Origin of the sequence: Mycobacterium sp. NPDC006124 (assembly GCF_040614235.1) — a bacterium.
Lineage (GTDB): Bacteria > Actinomycetota > Actinomycetes > Mycobacteriales > Mycobacteriaceae > Mycobacterium.
Genome location: NZ_JBEXUA010000001.1, coordinates 389,009 through 404,114, shown reverse-complemented (window position 1 = coordinate 404,114; position 15,106 = coordinate 389,009). Strand labels below are relative to the sequence as shown.

Sequence of the window (15,106 nt, the reverse complement as noted above, 5' to 3'; positions counted from 1 at the left end):
GGTGATACGGGTTCTCGGGCAACAAAAAACCCCCGTCAGCGGATGCTGCACGAGGGTTGCGCGTCGGCTCGTAGGCTCTGACTGGTTACTCAGTCGGGTTACGCTCCAACGCGCGAACCAAGTACTACGAGAATCGAGACGGTCTTCATAACCAGCGACGGTAGCCGCCACACTGCTCAAAGGTCAAATTCGGTCGTCACGGGCCGACGGTCACCGAGGCTGCGCTGACTGGGAGGATGGGGTGGTGAGTCCTTCCCCCGCTTCCCCGTCCTCGACGCCGGTCGTCATCAGGATCTCGCCGATGGCGCACTTCGCGGTCTCCATCTTCACGTTGGGTCTGCTGGCCCTGGTGCTGGCCAATCCGGTGTGGTTCACCGCGCTGCTGATCCTGCCGATCGTCGCGTCGCTGGCGATCGCGCGTTACCGCACCACCGCCGACCGGGACACCGTCACCGCGCGCACCCTCCTCGGCAGCCGGTCGGTCCCGTGGGAGGACGTCGACGGGTTGCGATTCGACCGCAGTTCGTGGGCGTCGGCTCACCTCAAGGACGGGTCGGACCTGCGCCTGCCGGCAGTGACGTTCGCGACCCTGCCGCAGTTGACCGCCGCCACCGACGGCCGGGTGCCGAACCCTTACGCCTAAGACCTCAGACGAGCGAGACCTCAGACCAGCGGGTTCGCGCCGTTGAGGAGCACCCAGACTCCGACACCCGCGGCGATGCCCAACACCAGCGCCACGGCCGATCCGACGAACGGGCGGCGAGACCAGCCCCGTCCGGCGTCGAAGCCGTACTTGCCGGGCCCGGTCAGCACGAGGGCAACCGCGATCAGCAGCAGCATGACGAGGTACTCGTGCCCGTCGGGCAGGAAGAACGAGAACGTTCCGCGCGCCGGTTGCGCCGCGACGGCGGCCAGCAACGAGTTGATCAGATAGGCGACCGCGCCGGCCGCGGCCACCGGGGTGAACAGTCCCAACACCAGCAGTACGCCCGCGCCGATCTGACCGGCGACGCCGACGTAGGTCAGCACGTTGGCGTGCTGATAGCCCATGTCGACCAGTGACTGCTGAAAACCGTTGAGCCCCTGGCCTCCCCACAGGCCGAAGGCCTTCTGCAGCCCGTGGGCGATCAGCAGCGCGCCCAGTCCCATGCGCAGAATCATCAGGCCGAGGTCCTGGGTACCCCGTCGACCCCGTTGGTCGGACGGACCGAAGCCCACGTCGGGCTCGATCTCCGTCGGCTCGGCCGACGGGGTCTGGTACTTGCCCGCGGGCTGGACGTAGGGCAGCGGCTCCGGCTCGTGGAGTAGTCCGTAGCCGGAACGCTCGGGGGTGGACGTATTCGAGTCGTACCGCGGGATCGCGGTGGTCTCGAAGTCGCCCGCGTACGTCGAGGAGGGTAGGTCGTCCTCCGGGTCGACCAGGCGCGCCGACGCAGGACGCGAGGCGGAGTCTTCAGGTCTCTGCCACGCGCGCGGATCGTGAGAAGTACTGGTCACGTTTCCCAGCGTAAGTGCTAGTCACCTGGGAATCGTGGATTGGCGCGTCGCTTTCGTGCAGTCATTGCCAAGCCGTGACCAAGGGTCGCACCGACCGACGTGGCGCGCACTGCCCGACGATCCGTAATCTGGCGAGCATGAGTGTGCACCGGCAATCGCGAGGAGTGCTGGTGCTGCTGTGCGCGGCGTTGCTGGTCGGGTCGGGCTGTGCCCGCTTCGACGACAACCAGTCCCAACCGTTCACCACCCAGCCCGAGATGGCGCCGCCCCCCAGCGAGGAGCCCCCACCCCCGCCACCCCTGCCCGGTCAGCCGTTCCCCAAGGTCTGTGACGCCAAGGGCGTGATGCAGGGCTGCCTGGAGAGCACCAGCGGCCTGATCATGGGCCCGGACAGCAAGTCGGCGCTGGTCGCAGAACGGATCACCGGCGCGGTCAAGGAGATCGCCACCAACGCCGAGCCCAAGGTCAAGCTGGTGATTCCGGTCGACCCGTCCGGTGACGGCGGCCTGATGGACATCGTCCTGTCCCCCACCTACGCCCAGGACAAGCTGATGTACGCCTACATCAGCACACCCACCGACAACCGCATCGTCCGCATCGCCGACGGCGACGTCCCCAAGCCGATCCTGACGGGCATCCCCAAGGGCGCCACCAACAACATGGGCGCGCTGATGTTCACCAGCCCCACCACGCTGGAACTGCTCACCGGCGACGCCGGCGACCCCGGTCAGGCGACGGATCCAGGTTCGCTGGCCGGCAAGCTGATTCGCATCGAACAACCGACCACGGTCGACCAGGCTCCTCCGACCACCGCACTGAGCGGAATCGGCGGCGCCGGCGGACTCTGCATCGACCGAGCCGACGGTTCCCAATACGTGACCGACCGGACACCGACCGGTGACCGACTGCAGCGCATCACGAAGGACTCCGTGGTCTCCACGGTGTGGACGTGGCCGGACAAGCCTGGCATCGCCGGGTGCGCGGTCACCGACGGCAGCGTCCTGGTCAACATGGTCAACACCAAGCAGACCGTCGCCGTGCGCCTGGCGCCCGACACGGGTGCGGTGACCGGCGATCCCGAGGTGGTCCGGCAAGACACCCATGGTCACGCCTGGGCGCTGAAGTCCTCCCCGGACGGCAACATCTGGGGTGCCACGATCAACCGGACCTCCGGTGACGCCGACAAGGTCGACGACGTGGTGTTCCCGTTGTTCCCGCAGGGCGGCGGATTCCCCCGCACCAACGCCGAGAACACCTAGCCGTCGACGAGATATCGCCGGAGACCGTGCTTGCGCACGAGGTGCAGCGCTGCCCTCGTGGATTGCCACCGCCGCGTCTTACCCCTGACGTCGGCACGGTGATGCACGAGCTTGATGCTGGGGTCGAAGTAGCTCGCCACGCCAGCACGTCTCAGTCTGATGGCGAGGTCCTGGGTCTCGTGCTCCCGCATCGCCGCGTCGTATCCACCGACGACGCGGAAGGTCTCGGCCGCGACGAGCATGTTGCCCTCGTGTACCCAGTAGGTCGGCGCGGCCATTGGGTCGGTCAGGATCTGCGGCCAGCCGCGCATACCGCGTGCCATCAGGGCGGCGAGGGTGCGCGCGAGCCGGTCGCGCTTGCGCGCCAAGTCGATCAGCATCGGCAGGCCTGCGGTCAGTTGTGACCGCAGCCCGAACACCGGACCGTAGTTGAACGGCTCCTGCCAACCGTCGCTGCGGCAGACGAGGCCGCCGATCACTCCCACGCCAAACGTCTCGTACTGCGCGACAAGCTTCCTCGCCGTCGCGGCGACCTCGTCGGTGTGCACGTCCATGTCGGAGTCCACGAAGTGGATCAGGGTCTCCCCGTCGACGCATGTCAGGATCTGGTTGCGATTCGCCGCGGCGCCCCGGTTGGTGGCATGGCGCAGGACCGTCACGCCGTCGCCGTACTTGGCCGCGACCTCGACGCTGCCGTCGGTGGAGGCATCGTCGAGGACGAAGACGTGGTCGTACCCCTGGCGCAAGAGTTGCGGCAGCAGCCGGTCGAGGTGTTCGGCCATGTTGTAGTTCGGCACCGCCGCGACGACGGTTCGCTCACTCGCCACTGCTCTTCACATCCCTGGTTGCAGGTGGATCGAGGGAATGGCCGTCGTCGGCATGGTTCGATGGGCGAACGCCACGATCACGTCATGGCAAAGCATACCGGTCGCAGAAGAGGGCCCTGAACAGACCAGACCGCGCGACCGGCCACGTCGAGCGACGTCGGAGTGTCGGCTACCCGTCGACGCCGCAGGCGACCAGCACCAGTTCGCGAACGCGTGCGGCGTCGGCCTGCCCCTTGGTGGCCTTCATGACGGCGCCGACGACCGCGCCGGCGGCCTGCACCTTGCCGCCGCGGATCTTCTCGGCGATGTCGGGGTTGGCGGCGAGCGCCTCGTCGACGGCCGCCTGAATCACCGAATCGTCACGCACGACCGCCAGTCCGCGGTCGGTCATCACCTGTTCGGGCTCACCCTCGCCGGCCAGCACGCCCTCGATGACCTCGCGGGCCAGCTTGTTGGACAGCTTGCCGTCGTCGACGAGCTTCAGCACGGCGGCGACCTGCTTGGGCGTGATGGCCAATTCCGGTGCGGTGAGACCGCGTTCGTTGGCCTTCTGCACCAGGAAGTTGCCCCACAGCGCCCGGGCCCCCTCGCTGGATGCGCCCTCGGCGACGGTGGCGGTGACCAGGTCGATGACGCCGTTGTTGACCAGGTCGCGCATGACCTCGTCGGAGATGTCCCAATCCTGCTGAATGCGGTTGCGCTGCAACCACGGCAGCTCGGGGATGGTCTCCCGCAACCGTGCGACCAAATCCTCGCTCGGTGCCACCGGCTCGAGGTCGGGCTCCGGGAAGTACCGATAGTCCTCGGCGGTCTCCTTGCGCCGACCCGCGCTGGTGTAGCCGTCCTCGTGGAAGTGCCTGGTCTCCTGGACGATCTCGCCGCCGCCGTCGAGAACTGCTGCCTGCCTGCGCATCTCGTAGCGGACGGCGACCTCGACACTCTTGAGCGAGTTGACGTTCTTGGTCTCGGTCCGCGTGCCGAACTCACTGGCCCCGACGGACTTGAGCGAGACGTTCGCGTCGCAGCGCATCGAGCCCTGGTCCATCCGGACGTCGGAGACTCCCAAGCCGCGCAACAGGTCTCGCAGCGCGGTCACGTAGGACCTGGCGATCTCGGGGGCCCGGGCACCGGCGCCCTCGATCGGCCGGGTGACGATCTCGACCAGTGGCACCCCGGCCCGGTTGAAGTCGAGCAGCGACGTGGTGGCACCGGCGATGCGGCCCGTGGCACTGCCGAGGTGCGTCAGCTTGCCCGTGTCCTCCTCCATGTGGGCGCGCTCGATCTCCACCCGCCAAATGGTGCCGTCGTCGAGGGGGACGTCGAGATGACCGTCGACCGCGATCGGCTCGTCGTACTGGCTGATCTGATAGTTCTTCGGCTGGTCCGGGTAGAAGTAGTTCTTGCGGGCGAAGCGACCCCACGGGGCGATCTCGCAGTTGAGCGCGAGGCCGATCCGGATCGCCGACTCGACGGCGGCGGCGTTGACCACGGGCAGTGCGCCGGGCAGCCCGAGGCACACCGGGCAGACGTTGGTGTTGGGCTCGGCGCCGAAGTGGTTGGCGCAGCCGCAGAACATCTTGGTCGCCGTCGACAGTTCGACGTGGACCTCCATGCCCATCACGGGTTCGTAGCGGGAGACGACCTCGTCGTAATCGATCAGTTCGGCGGTGTCGACAGTCATGGTCCGATCCTAGTTAGTTGGTCTTCGTCCCCCGCCGACGGGAAGGCGACGTCAGCCGAAGAACTCGGCGGCGTCGTCGTAGCGGCCCTGCGGTACCAGCTTGAGCTGCTTGACGGCCTCGGCGAGCGGCACCCGGCCGATGTCCTGCCCGCGCAGCGAGACCATCGTTCCGTATTCGCCGGAGTGCGCGGCGTCGGCGGCGTTGACGCCGAACCGGGTGGCCAGCACGCGGTCGTACGCCGTCGGGGTGCCGCCACGCTGCACGTGACCGAGCACCGTGGTGCGCACCTCCTTCTTGATCCGCTTCTCGATCTCGACGCCCAATTGGTGCGCCACGCCGGTGAACTTCACGTGGCCGAATTCGTCGATGCCGCCGTCACGCAGCATCATGGTGCCCTCGGCGGGCTTCGCCCCCTCGGCGACCACGCAGATGAAGTGCGAGTCACCACGGACGAAGCGCTGCTTGATCAATCGGCACACCTCTTCGACGTCGAAGGGCTGCTCGGGAATCAGGGTCATGTGCGCGCCGGACGCCAGCCCGGCGTTCAATGCGATCCAGCCGGCGTGCCGCCCCATCACCTCGACGAGCATCACCCGCTGGTGCGACTCGGCCGTGCTGTGCAACCGGTCGATGGCGTCCGTCGCCACCTGCAGGGCGGTGTCGTGGCCGAACGTCACGTCGGTGCAGTCGATGTCATTGTCGATGGTCTTCGGCACGCCGACGACGGGCACGTTCTCCTCCGACAGCCAGTGCGCCGCCGTCAGCGTGCCCTCGCCGCCGATGGGGATCAGCACGTCGATGCCGTTGTCCTCCATCGTCTGCTTGATTTGGTCGAGCCCGGCGCGCAGCTTGTCGGGGTTCACCCGCGCGGTGCCGAGGATGGTGCCGCCCTTGGTGAGCAGACGGTCGTTGCGGTCGTCGTTGGCGAGCTGGATGCGGCGGTCCTCCATGAGACCGCGCCAGCCGTCGAGGAATCCGACGACCGAGGACTTGTAGCGGACGTCACAGGTCCGGACGACGGCTCGGATGACCGCGTTCAGTCCCGGGCAGTCACCGCCGCCGGTGAGAACTCCAATGCGCATGCGCTACATCCTCCCCCGTCAGATCGCCGACGGCAGCGCACAGCGGGCCGCCTCGTAGGCCGCACCGACGCGGTAGAGCCGGTCGTCGGCCAGCGCCGGCGCCATGATCTGCAGGCCAACGGGCAGACCGTCGTCCTCGGCGAGCCCCGACGGGACCGACATTCCGCAGTGGCCGGCCAAGTTCAGGGGCAGCGTGCAGAGGTCGAAGAGGTACATCGCGAGCGGGTCGTCGACCTTCTCGCCGAGGGGGAAGGCGGTCGTCGGGGTGGCGGGCGAGACCAACACGTCGACGCTCTGGTAGGCCCGCTCGAGGTCCCCGGCGATCAACGTCCGCACCTTCTGCGCCTGGTTGTAGTACGCGTCGTAATAACCCGCCGACAGGGCGTAGGTGCCAATCATGATGCGGCGCTTGACCTCTGGGCCAAATCCGGCGGCTCGGGTCATCGCCATCACCTCTTCGGCACTGTGCGTGCCGTCGTCGCCGACCCGCAGCCCGTAGCGCATCGCGTCGAAGCGGGCGAGGTTGCTCGACACCTCCGACGGCAGGATCAGGTAGTACGCCGCCATCGAATGGTCGAAATTCGGGCAGTCGACTTCGCTGACCTCGGCGCCGAGCGCCACGAGCTGCTCGACGGCGGCGGTGAACGAGTCCAACACCCCGGGCTGATAGCCCTCGCCGCTGCGCAGCTGCTTGACGATGCCGACGCGCACGCCCGACAGATCGCCCGTCGCACCGGCCTTGGCGGCGGCGACCACGTCGGGGACGGCGGCGGCCACCGAGGTCGAGTCGCGCGGATCGTGGCCCGCGATGACCTGGTGCAGCAACGCCGTGTCCAGCACCGTGCGCGCGCAGGGGCCGCCCTGGTCCAACGACGACGCGCACGCGATCAGCCCGTAGCGCGACACCGTGCCGTAGGTCGGCTTGACGCCGACGGTCGCGGTCAGCGCCGCCGGCTGACGAATGGAGCCGCCCGTGTCCGAACCGATGGCCAGCGGCGCCTGAAAGGCCGCGAGCGCCGCGGCGCTGCCGCCCCCGGAGCCACCGGGCACGCGTTCGACGTTCCACGGGTTGCGGGTGGGCCCGTAGGCGGAGTTCTCGGTCGAGCTGCCCATGGCGAACTCGTCCATGTTGGTCTTGCCGAGGATCGGGATGCCCGCCGCCCGCAGCCGCGCGGTGACCGTCGCGTCGTACGGCGACTGCCAGCCCTCGAGGATCTTCGACCCGCAGGTCGTCGGCATGCCGACGGTCGTGAAGACGTCCTTGAGGGCCAGCGGAACGCCGGCCAGCGGGGACGCCAAGGTCTCGCCGGCGGCGACGGCGGCGTCGACGCGCGCCGCCTGTGCCAGCGCGGCCTCACTCGCGACGTGCAGGAATGCGTGGTAATCGCCGTCAGTGGCGGCGATCTGGTCGAGATGGGCCTGCACGACCTCCGTCGAGCTGACCTCCTTGTCGGCGATCTTGGCGCCGAGCGTGGCGGCATCCAGACGAATCAGCTCGCTCACTGGGCCCTCCTCGCAGGCTCGGCCGGCCCAGCCCAGGCCGTCGGTTCGCTCGCGAGCTCGCTCACTGCTCCTCCCCCAGAATGCGCGGCACCGCGAAGCGACCGTCGACGGCGTTGGGAGCGGCCGAGAGGGCCTGCTCCTGGGTGAGGCAGGGTTGCACCTCGTCGGGCCGGGTGACGTTGACCTCGTTGAGGGGGTTGTCGGTCGCCTCGACACCGGTCACGTCGACGGCCTGAATCCGGCTGACGTGCTCCAAAATGGCGTCGAGTTGGCCGGCGAAACTCATCAGTTCGCCGTCGGTCAGGGTGAGCCGGGCCAGACGTGCCAGGTGGGCGACGTCGTCCTGCGAGATCTGCGACACGACACCAAAGCCTAGTCACGGCTTTCGAGTCGCTCCGCTCCTACCCTCCGTGCACATCTCCCGAGTCGCTCCGCTCCTACCCTCCGTGCACATCTCCCGAGTCGCTCGCTCCTGCCCTCCGTGACACAGTGTTGCCCGTGCCGTCATACCTGCTGCGCGTCGAACTGGAGGACAGGCCGGGCAGCCTGGGCTCACTCGCGGTGGCACTCGGCTCCGTGGGGGCCGACATCCTGTCCCTGGACGTCGTCGAACGCGCGGCCGGCTACGCCGTCGACGACCTGGTCGTAGAGCTCCCACCCGGGGCCATGCCCGACATGCTCATCACGGCCGCCGAGAAGCTCAACGGCGTCTACGTCGACAGCATCCGGCCGCACACCGGCCTGTTGGAGGCCCACCGCGAACTAGAGTTGATCGACCACATCGCCGCCGCGCCCGGCAAGGCCGGCAGGCTGCAGGTGTTGGTCGACGAGGCCCCCAAGGTGCTCAGGGTCGGGTGGTGCATGGTGATGCGCCGCGACGACGTCGGCGTGGCGATGGTGGCGGGTAGCCACGGCGTACCCGAGACCGCCGCCGAGTCCGCCCCCTGGCTGCCACTGGAGCACGCCGAGGCACTGGACGGCGCCGCCGAATGGGTGCCCCAGGTGTGGCGCGACTTCGACACCACGCTGGCCGCTGCTCCACTGGGCGATCACCACACCGCCGTCGTGCTCGGCCGTCCCGGCGGACCGGCATTCCGCCCGTCGGAGGTGGCCCGGTTGGGCTACCTCAGCGGCATCGTCGCGACGATCTTGCGCTGAGATCAGCCGTCGGCCGGCACCGTGTTCGGGTCGTCGGCGTCGGCGTCGGCGTCGGCGTCGGCGTCAGGATCCTCGGGTCCGTTCTCCAGCAGGCGCCGGAAGCCGTCCTCGTCGAGGACCGGGACGCCGAGCTCGACGGCCTTGTCGTACTTCGATCCCGGCGCATCGCCGGCCACCACGTAGGCGGTCTTCTTCGACACCGAGCCGGCGGCCTTGCCACCCCGAGCCAGGATCGCCTCCTTGGCCTCGTCCCGGGAGAACCCGGGCAGCGATCCGGTGACCACGACCGAGAGCCCCTCCAACGTCCGCGCGATGCTCTCGTCGCGTTCGTCGTGCATGCGCACGCCGGCGGCCCGCCACTTCTCGACGATGGCGCGGTGCCAGTCGACGGTGAACCAGTCGATCACCGCGTCGGCGATCGTCGGGCCCACGCCCTCGCTGGCCGCCAGTTGCTCCTCGGTCGCGGCCTCGATGGCCTCGAGGCTGCCGAACTCCCCGGCCAGCGCGCGGGCTGCGGTCGGGCCGACGTGCCGGATGGACAGTGCCACCAACACGCGCCACAGCGGCTGTTGCTTCGCCTTGTCCAGATTGGCGAGGAGTCGCTTCCCGTTGGCCGAGATCTCGCCCTTCTGCGTCGTGAACAGTTGAGTGCGCAGCAGATCGTCCGCGGTCAGGTCGAACAGGTCGCCCTCGTCGGTGATCACCTCCGACTGCAGCAGGGCGACGGCGGCCTCGTAGCCCAGTCCCTCGATGTCGAACGCGCCGCGTCCGGCGACGTGGAAGACCCGCTCGCGCAGTTGCGCCGGACACGTTCGCGAGTTGGGGCACCGAATGTCGGCGTCGCCCTCCTTGGCCGGAGCCAGCGTGGTGCCGCATTCGGGACACTCGGTCGGCATCTCGAACTCGCGCTCGGTGCCGTCGCGGACGTCCACCACCGGTCCGAGTACCTCGGGGATGACGTCGCCGGCCTTGCGGATGACCACCGTGTCGCCGATGAGAACACCCTTGCGCTTGACCTCGGAGGCGTTGTGCAGCGTCGCCAACCCGACCGTGGACCCGGCGATCTTCACCGGCTCCATGTAGGCGAACGGCGTGACACGTCCGGTGCGGCCGACGTTGACGCGGATGTCGAGCAGCTTGGTGGTGGCTTCCTCGGGCGGATACTTGTAGGCGATCGCCCACCGCGGTGCGCGGGAGGTGGCGCCGAGGCGGCGCTGCAGGGCGACGTCGTCGAGTTTGACCACCAGACCGTCGATTTCGTGTTCGACGTCATGGCGGTGCTCACCCCAGTAGGCGACCCGTTCGACGACGGCGTCGATGCCCGTGACGCGCGTGGTGTGGTCCGACACCGGCAGTCCCCAGGCCTTCAGAGCCAGGTAGGCGTCATGCAGAGTCGCGGGGCCGAACCCCTCGGCACGCCCGAGGCCGTGACAGATCATCCGCAGTTTGCGGCGTGCCGTCACCGCGGGATTCTTCTGGCGCAGTGACCCCGCGGCGCTGTTGCGCGGATTGGCGAACGGGGCCTTGCCGTCGGCGACCAGTCCGGCGTTGAGCTCCTCGAAGTCGGCGAGCCGGAAGAACACCTCGCCCCTGACCTCGAGGACGGCCGGGATGGGATGGTCGTCGCTGTGCGCCAGGCGCTCGGGGATGTCGGAGATGGTGCGGGCGTTGAGCGTGACGTCCTCGCCGGTGCGGCCGTCACCCCGGGTGGCGGCGCGGGTCAGCACCCCGTCTCGATACACCAGCGCCAGCGCCACGCCGTCGATCTTCAGTTCGCACAGGAACTCTGGGTCCGCACCAATCTCACCGGTCAGCCGGCCCGCCCAGGCGATGAGCTCCTCGGGGGTGAAGACGTTGTCGAGGCTCAGCATCCGTTCGAGGTGGTCGGCGGAACTGAAGTCCGTTGCAAACCCCGCTCCGCCGACGAGCTGGGTCGGCGAGTCGGGCGTCCGCAGTTCGGGGTAGCGCTCCTCGAGGGCGTTCAGCTCGCCGAGCAGCCGGTCGAATTCCCCGTCGGACACGATGGGGGCGTCCCTGACGTAGTAGCGGAACTGGTGACCGCGCACGTCGTCGGCCAGCTGTTGCCATTCGCGACGGACGTCGGCGTCGGGTGAGCTCACTCGAGGAAGGTTATCGGAGGTCGGTGACACGCCAGCCGGGCCGGCGCTGCGCCGATACGCTGGCGTCGTGCCGCACCCGATCGTGTTCCGCGACGGCGATCCCGGGCTGGCCGAACTGCGCGAGATCGCCCTGGCGTATCCGGAGGCCTACGAGAAGGTGTCCCACGGCCGGCCCAGCTTCTTCGTCACCAAGATGTTCGCCGTCTACGGCGGAAGCACCCGGCAGACCGGCGAGATGATCCCGGTCGACCACTGCGTGATGGTGAAGGTCGACGACGCCGACCGCCCCGCACTGGAACGTGACGAGCGGTTCTTCTACCCCGCCTACGTCGGCGTGTCCGGCTGGCTGGGTCTGGACTTCAGCGTCGCGCCGGTCGACTGGGACGAGGTCCGCGAGCTCGTCGACGCGTCCTACCGGCTGGTCGCGCCCACGCGCTTGGCCAGGGAGCTCGACGAACGATGACCCGCACGCGGCGGCTCATGGTTCGATCGGAGGCACGATGAGTTTCTCGAGCCCCTTCCCCCAGGTCCACGTTCCCACCACCAACCTCTACGACTACCTGTTCGCCGATCTCGACGAGCAGGACGCCGAGCGCATCGCGTTGGTCGACGCCAAGTCCGGTGCCGAGACGACGTACCGCGACATGGTCGCCCACATCGACGCCTTCGCCGGAGCACTGGCTGCGCGCGGCATCGGCGTCGGTGACGTCGTCGGCGTGCTGGCCCCCAACAGTTCGGCGTTCGCGATCGCCTTCCACGGCATCCTGCGCGCCGGCGCGACGGCCACCACGATCAACGCACTGTTCACGGCCAAGGACATCGCCAAGCAGCTGACCGACGCGAACGCGTCGATGCTGGTCACCGTGACGCCGCTGGTGTCCCAGGCCGCCGACGGAGCGGCGTCGATCGGACTGACCGCCGACCGCGTCGTCGTGCTCGACGGGCCCGGCGAGGCCGCCGACGGTCATCCCAACGCCGAGGACCTCATCGGTGCGGGACTGCCCGCCCCGGAGGTGACGTTCGACCCGGCCACGCATCTGGCAGCCCTGCCCTACAGCTCGGGGACGACGGGGAATCCGAAGGGCGTGATGCTCACGCACCGCAACCTGGCGGCCAACGTGGCGCAGATACGTCCCCTGCAGGGGATGCGCGCCGACGACCGCATCCTGGCGGTGCTGCCGTTCTTCCACATCTACGGCATGACGGTGCTGTTGAACGCCGCGATGCACGCCCGGGCCCGGTTGGTGATCATGCCCAGCTTCGATCTACTGGAGTTCCTCGGCAACATTCAGACGCACCGGTGCACCTACGCCTTCATCGCGCCCCCCGTCGCCGTCGCCCTGGCCAAGCACCCAGTCGTCGAGCAGTACGACCTGTCGAGCCTGCGGGGCATCATGTCCGGGGCCGCACCGCTGGACGAGGATCTGGGCAGCGCCGTCAGGCAACGCCTGGGCTGCCAGGTCGTGCAGGGCTACGGGATGAGCGAGCTCAGCCCCGTCAGCCATGTCGCCCCCTTCGACGGCGGCTTGGAGCTCGTCGGCACCGTGGCACCGTTGAGCTCGTGCGGCTGGACCGTGCCGAACGCCGTCAGCAAGATCGTCGACGAGTCCGGTGCCGAAATCGACCCTCCCGCTTCAGGTCTCAGCGAAACCGGCGAGCTCTGGTTCAAGGGTCCCAACGTGATGCCCGGATATCTGAACAACGCCGACGCGACCCGCTCGACCATCGACGAGGACGGGTTCCTGCACACCGGGGACGTCGCCAGGGTCGACTCGTCGGGTTGCGTCTACATCGTCGACCGGCTCAAGGAGCTCATCAAGTACAAGGGCTACCAGGTTCCGCCGGCCGAACTCGAGGCGGTGCTGCTCACCCATCCCGCGGTTGCCGACGCGGCCGTCGTCGGCGTGACCGACCCCGAGTCGGGTGAAGAGGTGCCGAAGGCGTTCGTGGTCAAGCTCGCCGACGCAGACTTGACCGACCGCGAGGTGATGGACTTCGTCGCCGAACACGTCGCCCCCTACAAGAAGGTCCGGCAGGTGGCCTTCATCGACGCGATCCCCAAGTCGGCGTCGGGCAAGATCCTGCGCAAGGACCTGCGAACGTCCTAGTGGCTGACGAGCTGCGAGGCCGACTTCGACGCACGGGCCTGGCGCCAGCCCAGCCACATTCCGGCGATCGGCGCCAGTAGCAGGCCGGCGATGCCGAAGATCGTGCCGGTGGGCCAACCCGGCGTCACCGGCGTCACCGTCGTCCACGGCGGTGGCGGCGGTAGTTCGAACCGTGGCGACGACGGAACGACCGTCACCGTCTGCGGCGCGGCCGCGACGACCGGCGGCGCGACGACCGGCGCTTCGGACTGCGGCGCCGCGACGAAGAACTCCGGGGGCGCGGGTGGCTCTTCGGCCGCGTGCACGGGGGCCGGCGAGCGTCCGTTGCCGACGACGACGCGCGGTGGGCTCGAGGCCAGCGCCGCGGGCACGGGGTCGAGGCCGCCGCGGCCCGTTCGGACCGGTGGCGCAGGCACGGAGACGGCGAGCTGAGGGGTCGGCGGTGCGACGGCGACGTTCGGCGAGGGCGACGGACTCGCGTTCGGGATCGCGGTCGCCGGCTCGACCACGACGACGCCCGGGCCGGGCCGGCCCGCGGTGTCGGAGCCGCCCCGCGGACCCGTGTGTTCGGCACCGGGGTGATCGCCGCCGCGCGGACCACGTCCAGGTCGAGGATCCTCGCGGTGACCGCGTGAATGTCCGCCGTCACGGGAGTGGCCCGGCGGTGACGTATACCCCGGGTCCGCGGCGGCTACGGCCGTGACGGGACCGCCGGCAACGCCGATCGCCAACGCGACGGCGACACCGGCCGCGAGGCGGATCGACGACGTGGCCACGGTCCTCCCTGACCCGTTGAGTGCAACTGAGCAAACCCTACGCCGCGCTGGGATCGTCGGCGATCCCATCGGCCACCTTCTGCGCCAACTCGATCGCCGTCCGCGCCCACTCGGGCGTCGCACCGGCCAAACCGCAGGCTGGAGTGACACCGGTGCGGTCGCGGAGCACCTCGCGGGAGAAGCCGAGCCGGTCGGTGATCGACGCGGCGGCCTTGGCCACCTCCTGGGGGCCGGGCGGACGACCGGGCGCCTGCCCCGGGATCACGCCCAGCATCACCACCCGGCCCGACTCGACGAACTCGCCGATACCGTCGAGGTCCGCCGCCGACAGCGTGGTCACGTCGATCGACACGGCGGCTAATCCGGTGCGCTGCAACGTCTTCCACGGCAGATCCGGTGCACAGCAGTGCAACGCCACCTCGCCCCCGATGCGCGCGACGCACCCGTCGAGCAGGCTCTGGGCGACCGCCTCGTCGACCGGGTGCACCGGCGAGAAACTCGTCACGCCGGTCAGGCGACCAGCCAGCGCGGCGGGCAGCGTCGGCTCGTCGAGCTGCACCACGACGGGTACGCCGAGCCGACGGGCGAGTTCGGCGCGGTGCAGCGCGACGCCCTCGGCGAGGCTCTCGGCGAGGTCGCGGACGGCCCCGGCGTCGGTGATGGCCCGATGTCCGTTGGGCAGTTCGAGATGCGCCGCCAACGTGATCGGCCCCGGCGCCTGTACCTTGACGATGCGCGCACCGCCCCGCAAACCGGCGCGTTCCCATGCCTCCTCGAGGGCGTCGACGTCCTCGTCGAGCAGGCTCACCGCGCGACGCAGCACCGAGCTGCGGCCTGGAGCCAACCGATAGCCGCGGGGCACGGTGTCGATGCCGACGTCGACGAGCAGGGCGCCCGCCCGCCCAATCATGTCGGCGCCAAGCCCGCGGGCGGGCAGCTCGACGAGGTGCGTCAGGTCGTGGAGTTCACCGACCACCACTTCGGCCGCCTCACGGGCCGTCGTGCCTGGCCAGGATCCGATGCCGGTTGCCGCGGCGAAAACGCTCACGCGGCCAACACTATTCGATGACGGAGGCGACGAGTTACCGTCGACC

14 protein-coding genes are annotated in these 15,106 nt (G+C 69.1%); 5 read left to right on the top strand and 9 right to left on the bottom strand.

From position 1 onward, the window contains the following. Positions 1 to 301: 301 nt before the first annotated feature. Positions 302 to 643, top strand: a complete 342-nt coding sequence (locus tag ABZ195_RS01915; RefSeq protein WP_355214910.1) for a PH domain-containing protein — start codon at positions 302 to 304, stop codon at positions 641 to 643. Positions 644 to 663: 20 nt separating this feature from the next. Here ABZ195_RS01915 and ABZ195_RS01910 read toward each other — a convergent pair whose 3' ends face one another. Beyond that, positions 664 to 1,497 carry a DoxX family protein gene (locus ABZ195_RS01910; RefSeq protein WP_355214345.1) on the bottom strand — a complete coding sequence of 278 codons (834 nt, stop codon included), beginning with the start codon at positions 1,495 to 1,497 and terminating at the stop codon, positions 664 to 666. A gap of 137 nt (positions 1,498 to 1,634) precedes the next feature. Here ABZ195_RS01910 and ABZ195_RS01905 point away from each other — a divergent pair, with 137 nt between their 5' ends. After that, positions 1,635 to 2,756, top strand: coding sequence for a PQQ-dependent sugar dehydrogenase (locus ABZ195_RS01905; RefSeq protein WP_355214343.1), 1,122 nt, complete (start codon positions 1,635 to 1,637; stop codon positions 2,754 to 2,756). On the opposite strand, the gene ABZ195_RS01900 is transcribed toward ABZ195_RS01905, so the two are convergent. The 5 genes from ABZ195_RS01900 to gatC all read right to left on the bottom strand — a co-directional run bounded on the left by ABZ195_RS01900 (position 2,753) and on the right by gatC (position 8,211). Then, the gene (locus ABZ195_RS01900) at positions 2,753 to 3,583 is read right to left on the bottom strand and encodes a glycosyltransferase family 2 protein (RefSeq protein ID WP_355214341.1); all 831 of its coding nucleotides are present in this window, start codon (positions 3,581 to 3,583) and stop codon (positions 2,753 to 2,755) included. The genes ABZ195_RS01905 and ABZ195_RS01900 overlap by 4 nt on opposite strands. A 169-nt stretch (positions 3,584 to 3,752) precedes the next feature. After that, complete coding sequence (gene gatB, locus ABZ195_RS01895) at positions 3,753 to 5,264, bottom strand: Asp-tRNA(Asn)/Glu-tRNA(Gln) amidotransferase subunit GatB (RefSeq protein WP_355214340.1); 1,512 nt, start codon at positions 5,262 to 5,264, stop codon at positions 3,753 to 3,755. Between the two features lie 51 nt (positions 5,265 to 5,315). After that, entirely contained in the window at positions 5,316 to 6,347 is a 1,032-nt protein-coding gene (locus ABZ195_RS01890) for an ATP-dependent 6-phosphofructokinase (RefSeq protein WP_355214338.1), read from the bottom strand. A gap of 18 nt (positions 6,348 to 6,365) precedes the next feature. After that, a complete protein-coding gene (gatA, locus tag ABZ195_RS01885; RefSeq protein WP_355214336.1) occupies positions 6,366 to 7,850 on the bottom strand; it encodes an Asp-tRNA(Asn)/Glu-tRNA(Gln) amidotransferase subunit GatA in 1,485 nt (494 codons plus the stop codon). A gap of 61 nt (positions 7,851 to 7,911) precedes the next feature. Next, positions 7,912 to 8,211, bottom strand: a complete 300-nt coding sequence (gatC, locus tag ABZ195_RS01880; RefSeq protein WP_355214335.1) for an Asp-tRNA(Asn)/Glu-tRNA(Gln) amidotransferase subunit GatC — start codon at positions 8,209 to 8,211, stop codon at positions 7,912 to 7,914. A gap of 137 nt (positions 8,212 to 8,348) precedes the next feature. Here gatC and ABZ195_RS01875 point away from each other — a divergent pair, with 137 nt between their 5' ends. Beyond that, a complete protein-coding gene (locus ABZ195_RS01875) occupies positions 8,349 to 9,008 on the top strand; it encodes an amino acid-binding protein (protein WP_355214334.1) in 660 nt (219 codons plus the stop codon). Between the two features lie 2 nt (positions 9,009 to 9,010). Here ABZ195_RS01875 and ligA read toward each other — a convergent pair whose 3' ends face one another. Continuing rightward, positions 9,011 to 11,128: an NAD-dependent DNA ligase LigA gene (gene ligA, locus ABZ195_RS01870; protein ID WP_355214333.1), complete on the bottom strand. Its 2,118-nt coding sequence runs from the start codon at positions 11,126 to 11,128 to the stop codon at positions 9,011 to 9,013. Between the two features lie 67 nt (positions 11,129 to 11,195). Between ligA and ABZ195_RS01865 the strand changes: the two genes are divergently transcribed. Both ABZ195_RS01865 and ABZ195_RS01860 read left to right on the top strand, forming a co-directional pair. Next, complete coding sequence (locus ABZ195_RS01865) at positions 11,196 to 11,591, top strand: MmcQ/YjbR family DNA-binding protein (RefSeq protein ID WP_355214332.1); 396 nt, start codon at positions 11,196 to 11,198, stop codon at positions 11,589 to 11,591. Positions 11,592 to 11,628: 37 nt separating this feature from the next. Continuing rightward, positions 11,629 to 13,236 carry an AMP-binding protein gene (locus tag ABZ195_RS01860; protein WP_355214330.1) on the top strand — a complete coding sequence of 536 codons (1,608 nt, stop codon included), beginning with the start codon at positions 11,629 to 11,631 and terminating at the stop codon, positions 13,234 to 13,236. Here ABZ195_RS01860 and ABZ195_RS01855 read toward each other — a convergent pair. Together ABZ195_RS01855 and ABZ195_RS01850 are read right to left on the bottom strand one after the other, a co-directional pair. After that, on the bottom strand, positions 13,233 to 14,012 hold the full coding sequence (locus ABZ195_RS01855) for a hypothetical protein (protein WP_355214329.1): 780 nt from the start codon (positions 14,010 to 14,012) through the stop codon (positions 13,233 to 13,235). The genes ABZ195_RS01860 and ABZ195_RS01855 overlap by 4 nt on opposite strands. A 37-nt stretch (positions 14,013 to 14,049) precedes the next feature. After that, positions 14,050 to 15,060 (bottom strand): methionine synthase, encoded by a 1,011-nt coding sequence (locus ABZ195_RS01850; RefSeq protein ID WP_355214328.1) that lies wholly within the window; start codon positions 15,058 to 15,060, stop codon positions 14,050 to 14,052. Positions 15,061 to 15,106: the final 46 nt, after the last annotated feature.

What these genes read in the sequence shown, in the direction of transcription:
- gatB (WP_355214340.1), bottom strand. Translation starts at nt 5,264, where the DNA reads ATGACTGTCGACACCGCCGAACTGATCGATTACGACGAGGTCGTCTCC.
- ABZ195_RS01860 (WP_355214330.1), top strand. Translation starts at nt 11,629, where the DNA reads ATGAGTTTCTCGAGCCCCTTCCCCCAGGTCCACGTTCCCACCACCAAC.
- ABZ195_RS01905 (WP_355214343.1), top strand. Translation starts at nt 1,635, where the DNA reads ATGAGTGTGCACCGGCAATCGCGAGGAGTGCTGGTGCTGCTGTGCGCG.
- ABZ195_RS01915 (WP_355214910.1), top strand. Translation starts at nt 302, where the DNA reads ATGGCGCACTTCGCGGTCTCCATCTTCACGTTGGGTCTGCTGGCCCTG.
- ABZ195_RS01890 (WP_355214338.1), bottom strand. Translation starts at nt 6,347, where the DNA reads ATGCGCATTGGAGTTCTCACCGGCGGCGGTGACTGCCCGGGACTGAAC.